Origin of the sequence: Thalassotalea sp. G20_0 (genome assembly GCF_017744175.1) — a bacterium.
In the GTDB taxonomy this organism is placed as follows: domain Bacteria; phylum Pseudomonadota; class Gammaproteobacteria; order Pseudomonadales; family Endozoicomonadaceae; genus Endozoicomonas.
Genome location: NZ_JAGHQV010000097.1, coordinates 1 through 5903 on the forward strand (window position 1 = coordinate 1; position 5903 = coordinate 5903).

At 50.3% G+C, this 5903-nt stretch carries 3 protein-coding genes; 1 reads left to right on the plus strand and 2 read right to left on the minus strand.

Annotation, left to right across the window (positions count from 1 at the left end):
• Window positions 1-3315 (minus strand): ankyrin repeat domain-containing protein (locus tag J7438_RS24370; RefSeq protein ID WP_209278652.1); only part of this gene is annotated, 3315 nt, incomplete at its 3' end.
• Window positions 3316-3480: 165 nt separating this feature from the next.
• On the opposite strand from J7438_RS24370, the gene J7438_RS24375 reads away from it, so the two are divergent.
• Window positions 3481-3753, plus strand: a complete 273-nt coding sequence (locus J7438_RS24375; RefSeq protein ID WP_209278653.1) for a hypothetical protein — start codon at window positions 3481-3483, stop codon at window positions 3751-3753.
• Between the two features lie 224 nt (window positions 3754-3977).
• Here the strand turns inward: J7438_RS24375 and J7438_RS24380 are convergent, their stop codons facing one another.
• Window positions 3978-5630 (minus strand): ankyrin repeat domain-containing protein, encoded by a 1653-nt coding sequence (locus J7438_RS24380; RefSeq protein ID WP_209278654.1) that lies wholly within the window; start codon window positions 5628-5630, stop codon window positions 3978-3980.
• Between the last annotated feature and the right edge of the window lie 273 nt (window positions 5631-5903).

Genomic DNA, 5903 nt, shown 5'->3' on the forward strand with positions numbered 1-5903 from the left:
TTTACTATCAGTCGGGGCAGGATCGTTAGTGGCAACAGAGACAGCCTGAGCTGTTTTGTCAGCTTTTTTGGTATCGTCGATCTCCACGTTGGTTGTGAGCGTACTGTTGTCTTTTTCATGATCGGCCTGGGAAACAGCAGCAAAGGACATTAATACCTTGGCGGTCTCTTTGAAGCCCTTAGCTAAATTGAGCGCTGTTTCGCAATTCTTATCCTTAACTTTGGCCCGGGAGCGGTCAAAGGCCAGCAATGTCTGGATGGCCTCTGTGTGGCCTTTTTCAGCAGCTTTGCCGAGAGCTGTTTGGCCGTCTTTATCCTTCTCTTTGGCCAGGGAGGGGTCAAAGTCCAGCAATGTCTGGATGGCCTCTTTGTAGCCTTTTTCAGCAGCTTTGTGGAGAGCCGTACGGCCAAAGTTACTTTTCTTTTTGGCCAGGGAGGGGTCAAAGGCCAGCAATGTCCGGATGGTCTCTGTGTGGCCTTTCAGAGCAGCTGCGTGGAGAGCCGTCCAGCCATTGTAATCCTTCTTTTTGGCCAGGGAGCGGTCAAAGGCCAGCAATGCCTGGGTGGCCACTGTTTGGCCACTATAAGCAGCATAGTGGAGAGCCGTTTGGCCATCGTTATTCTTCTCTTTGGCCAGTGAGGGGGCAATGGTCAGCAATATCTGGATGGCCTCTGTTTGGCCTTTAAGAGCAGCGGCGTGGAGAGCCGTGCGGCCATTGTTATCCTTCTCTTTGGCCAGTGAGCGGTCAAAGGCCAGCAATGTCTGGATGGCCTCTGTGTGGCCTTCAACAGCAGCGTCGTGGAGAGCCGTACTGCCAAGGTTAGTCTTCTCTTTGGCCAGTGAGGAGAAAAAGTTCAGCAATGTCTGGATAGCCTCTGTTTGGCCTTTAAGAGCAGCGGCGTGGAGAGCCGTTCGGCCATTCATATCCTTCTCTTTGGCCTTCTCTTTGGCCGGGGAGCGGTCAAACATCAGCAATGCCTCGATGGTCTCTGTGTGGCCTCTAAGAGCAGCGTAGTGGAGAGCCGTTTGGGCATCGATAGTCTTCTCTTTGGCCAGTGAGGGGTCAAAGAGCAGCAAATCCTTGATGGTCTCTGTGTGGCCTCTAAGAGCAGCATAGTGGAGAGCCGTTTGGCCCTCGTTAGTCTTCTCTTTGGCCAGTGAGGGGTCAAAGTACAGCAATGTCTGGATGGCCTCTGTTTGGCCTTTAAGAGCAGCGGCGTGGAGAGCCGTTCGGCCATTCATATCCTTCTCTTTGGCCAGTGAGCGGTCAAAGTTCAGCAATGCATAGATGGCCTTTGTTTGGCCATCACAAACAACGTAGTGGAGAGCCGTTTCGCCATTGTTATCCTTCTCTTTGGCCAGTGAGCGGTCAAAGTTCAGCAATGCCTGGATGGTCTCTGTTTGGCCTTTAAGAGCAGCGTAGTGGAGAGCCGTCAAGCCATATCTATCCTTCTCTTTGGCCAGTGAGGGGTCAAAGGCCAGCAATACCTGGACGGCCTCTGTTTGGCCTTTACGAGCAGCGGCGTGGAGAGCCGTTTGGCCATTGTGATCCTTCTCTTTGGCCAGTGAGGGGTCAAAGTCCAGCAATGTCTGGATGGCCTCTGTTTGGCCATCATAAACAACGTAGTGGAGAGCCGTTTGACCATTGTTATCCTTCTCTTTGGCCAGTGAAGAGTCAAAGTCCAGCAATGTCTGGATGGCCTCTGTTTGGCCTTTACGAGCAGCGGCGTGGAGAGCCGTTTGGGCATCGTTAGTCTTCTCTTTGGCCAGTGAGGGGTCAAAGTCCAGCAATGTCTGGATGGCCTCTGTGTGGCCTTTAGCAGCAGACCATTGGAGAGCCGTATCGCCAAACTTATTCTTCTCTTTGGCCAGGGAGCGGTCAAAGGCCAGCAATGTATTGATGGCCTCTGTGTGGCCTTTTTCAGCAGCGTAGTGGAGAGCCGTTTGGCCATTGTTATCCTTCTCTTTGGCCAGTGAGCGGTCAAAGTTCAGCAATGCCTGGATGGCCACTGTGCTGTCCCAAATAGCAGCGAAGTCGAGAGCCGTTCTGCCATATTTATCCTTCTCTTTGGCAAGTGAGGGGTCAAAGTTCAGCAATGTCTGGATGGCCTCTGTGTGGCCTCGAGCAGCGGCGTGGAGAGCGGTTTGGTCATCGTTAGTCTTCTCTTTGGCCAGTGAGGGGTCAAAGTCCAGCAATGTCTGGATGGCCTCTGTGTGGCCTTCATCAGCAGCTTTGTGGAGTGCCGTCCAGCCATCGTTATCCTTCTCTTTGGCCAATGAGGGGTCAAGGTTCAGCAATGTCTGGCTGGCCTCTGTGTGGCCTTTAAAAGCAGCGACGTGGAGAGCCGTCTGGCCATATTTATCCTTCTCTTTGGCCAGGGAGGGGGCATTGGTCAGCAATGCTTGTATGGCCCCTGTTTCGCCTTTATGAGCAGCGAAGTGGAGAGCCGTCCAGCTATCGTTATCCCTCTCTTTGGCCAGTGAGGGGTCAAAGTTCAGCAATGTCTGGATGGCCACTGTTTGGCCATTATAAACAGCGTAGTGGAGAGGGATAGCCGTTTGGCCATTCTTATTCTTCTCTTTGGCCAGGGAGGGGGCAATGGTCAGCAATGCCTTGATGGCCTTTGTGTGGCCTTTACGAGCAGCTAAATGAAGAGCCGTTTCGTCATCGTTATTTTTTGCTTTGGCCAGCAGTGGGGAGCGGTCAATTTCCACCAATGCATTGACGGTCTCTGTGTGGCCTTGACGAGCAGCTTCGTGGAGAGCCGTATCACCATTGTTATTCTTGACATCAACCTGGATGCGCATGGGGGCAATTTGCTTAAATGCCCTGACGATCTCTGTGTGACCATTACGAGCAGCTAAGTGGAGAGCCGTACAGCCATCGTTCATCTGTTTATTGACTGGGGTTTGATAATTTTCCAGCAGCTCCTTGACGGACTCTATGTGGCCGTTCTGAGCGGCCATATGCAGAGGCGTAGCACCATCTGTATGTGTTTTGACATTGACATCCACTTTAAGCATTCGGGATTCACAATAAGGTGATTCGTCGTCATCGACGCTTTCCCCGTCCTTACGAATCAGTGGCAGTGCCGGTTGCCCGCATTCACTGCATCGGCGTTTATGAAGACTTGTTTCACTCTGCTTGTCAAAGTGTCGGGTGATGCACCCCAGGTGGAAAATGTGGGGCTCCGGTTTGCAAGATGTTTCGACCAGTGAGTGTCCACCAAATTGTCCTCTGATATGTTCGTCATTTATACAGATAGAAGAACAATTAAAGCGGACACCTGCCCCGTTTCTACCGACACCATCCATCGCTTTAGCCTGCCATTTGACTCAAAACTTCGAGTACGACAAAAAATCAGCAGGGTAAGTTCCACAAAAAACAGAATTTTTAACAAGAAGATTGTCGTTTAAATCAAAAGTCAGCCATGGAACCAATTTTCACTAGACAGTGATCGTTTATCCGGAATACAAGCAATGGCAACCATAAATATCTGGCAACAGTTCAAGGCGCTGATTACTGAAGGGGCGCGGGTTGTAGCCACCATGACCGCTAATAACGGCAATGGCACCAGTCAGGCAGAGCTTTGGGATGGTTCGGTTATTACGGTTGAAGAGGAGTCTGTGGGTGTTGGGGAAAAGTATTTATTCAGGATGGGGAGATCAAAGGGGCCGCGCCGAGTCTGGCGCAGTATGAGGTGGAGGTTTGAAACAGTCAAGATTCAAGGCCCGGCACCGGTTTCTTCATAAGAATTTGGCATAATAAATGACAGAATTTGTTAAAAATTGAGAGTCTGACCAGAGTTGCAGTACGCAAGGACAACTCCACTACCGGCCATTGATTACTTATGTTCCTCTACTTTATTGCTCACTGTAGAAGGCAGGGCTATTAATGTGCTCCTTTTTTAATAAGGAGTTTTTGGCAGGCGGGGTAACGATGGCTGTAAGCCAAGTAGAGAGCCGTCTGGCCACCGTTATTTTTCCCATAGAGAGGATTGCAATATCTGGATGGCCTCTATGTGGCTTTCATCAGCAGCTAAGTGGACAGCCATCCGGCCTAAGTTATCCGTCTCTTTGACCAGGGAAGGGTCAATCTTCAGCAATGTCTGGATGGCCTTTGTGTGGCCTTGAGAAGCAGCTTTGTGGAGAGCCGTTTGGCCTTCGTTATCCTTCTCTTTGGCCAGGGAGGGGTCAATGGTTTGCAATGGCTGGGTGGCCTCTGTGTGGACTGCAAAAGCAGTTGCGTTAACAGCAGCTGCGAGAGCCGTCCGGACTGCAAAAGCAGTTGCGTTAACAGCAGCTGTGAGAGCCGTCCGGACTGACTTATTTTTCTCCTTCTTTTTGGCCTGGGAGGAGGGAATGGTCAGCAATGTCTGGATGGCCTCTGTGTGGCCTTTATAAGCAGCTAAGTGGAGAGCCGTCTGGCCATCGTTATCCTTCTCTTTGGCCAGGGAGCGGTCAAAGGCCAGCAATGTCTGGATGGCCTCTGTGTGGTCCCCAGAAGCAGCCAAGTGGAGAGCCGTACAGCCATTGTTCATCTGTTCATTGACTGAGGTTTGATCATTTTTCAGCAGCTCCTTGACGGACTCTATGTGGCCGTTCTGAGCGGCCATATGCAGGGGCGTAGCACCATCTATGTGTGTTTTGACATTGACATCTACTTTCTTATCAAGCAGTTTTCTCAGGCAATCGGTTTGCCCCCAACAAGCGGCTAAATGCAATGCCGTATTGCCGCTGTTATCAGCGATATTGAAATCCGCTCTTTCAAGCAAATAAGTCATGTGATCTAATTTGCCCCAAAGGGCCGCTATCATTAAAGGTGTGATACCGTCGTTATCACGGGCATTAATGTCCACTCCTCTGTTATCAGCAAGCTCACGCAGACACCCAATGTCGTTTTCTTTTTCGATGGTATAGTTATCGAAGGTCTTGCCGTTAATAAGGGTTCCAGTGATATCTATGCCCATGGCAGCACATTGTTGACGGCCCTTGGTTTTGCTGATTTTGGTGGCTATATGCAGGGCTGTTTCGCCGTTATTATTGGTGGCATTTACCTTCGCTCCCTTTTCAATGAGTTTTTTCAGGCATGTTTTATCCCCATTGGCAGCGGTGATATGCAGCGGTGTTTGACCTTTCCCATCGGCGGCATTGACATCGGCACCGTGGTCGATCAAAGTCCGGGCTAAATCCGTATGCTGGTGCTTTAAGGCGACAGCTAACAGGTATTCAGGATGACCGGTGAGCGCCGAGCGGTAAGGCTGATTGGCCAACGTCTTGTCTTTCTCCAGATAACAGTTCAGCGTGCTCAGATTACCGCTACGACAGACATTAAGCATCCGGGATTCACAATAAGGTGATTCGTCGTCATCGACGCTTTCCCCGTCCTTACGAATCAGTGGCAGTGCCGGTTGCCCGCATTCACTGCATTGGCGTTTATGAAGACTTGTTTCACTCTGCTTGTCAAGATGTCGGGTGATGCACCCCAGGTGGAAAACGTGGGGTTCCGGTTTGCAAGATGTTTCGACCAGTGAGTGTCCACCAAATTGTCCTCTGATATGTTCGTCGTTTATACAGATAGAAGAACAATTAAAGCGGACATCTGCCCCGTTTCTACCGACACCATCCATCGCTTTAGCCTGCCATTTGACTCAAAACTGGGGGTAGGACAAAAATCAGCAGATTAAGTTCCACAAAAAACAGGAAAAGAATTTTTTAACAAGACGTATGTCGTTAAATACAAAAGTCAGGTACGGAACCAACTTTCACAAGACAATGATCGTTTATCCGGAATACAAGCAATGGCAACCACAAATATCTGGCAACAGTTCAAGGCGCTGATTACTGAAGGGGCGCGGGTTGTAGCCACCATGACCGCTAATAACGGCAATGGCACCAGTCAG

Coding starts and splice junctions, on each gene's coding strand:
- J7438_RS24375 (WP_209278653.1), top strand. CDS start 3,481: ATGGCAACCATAAATATCTGGCAACAGTTCAAGGCGCTGATTACTGAA.
- J7438_RS24380 (WP_209278654.1), bottom strand. CDS start 5,630: ATGGATGGTGTCGGTAGAAACGGGGCAGATGTCCGCTTTAATTGTTCT.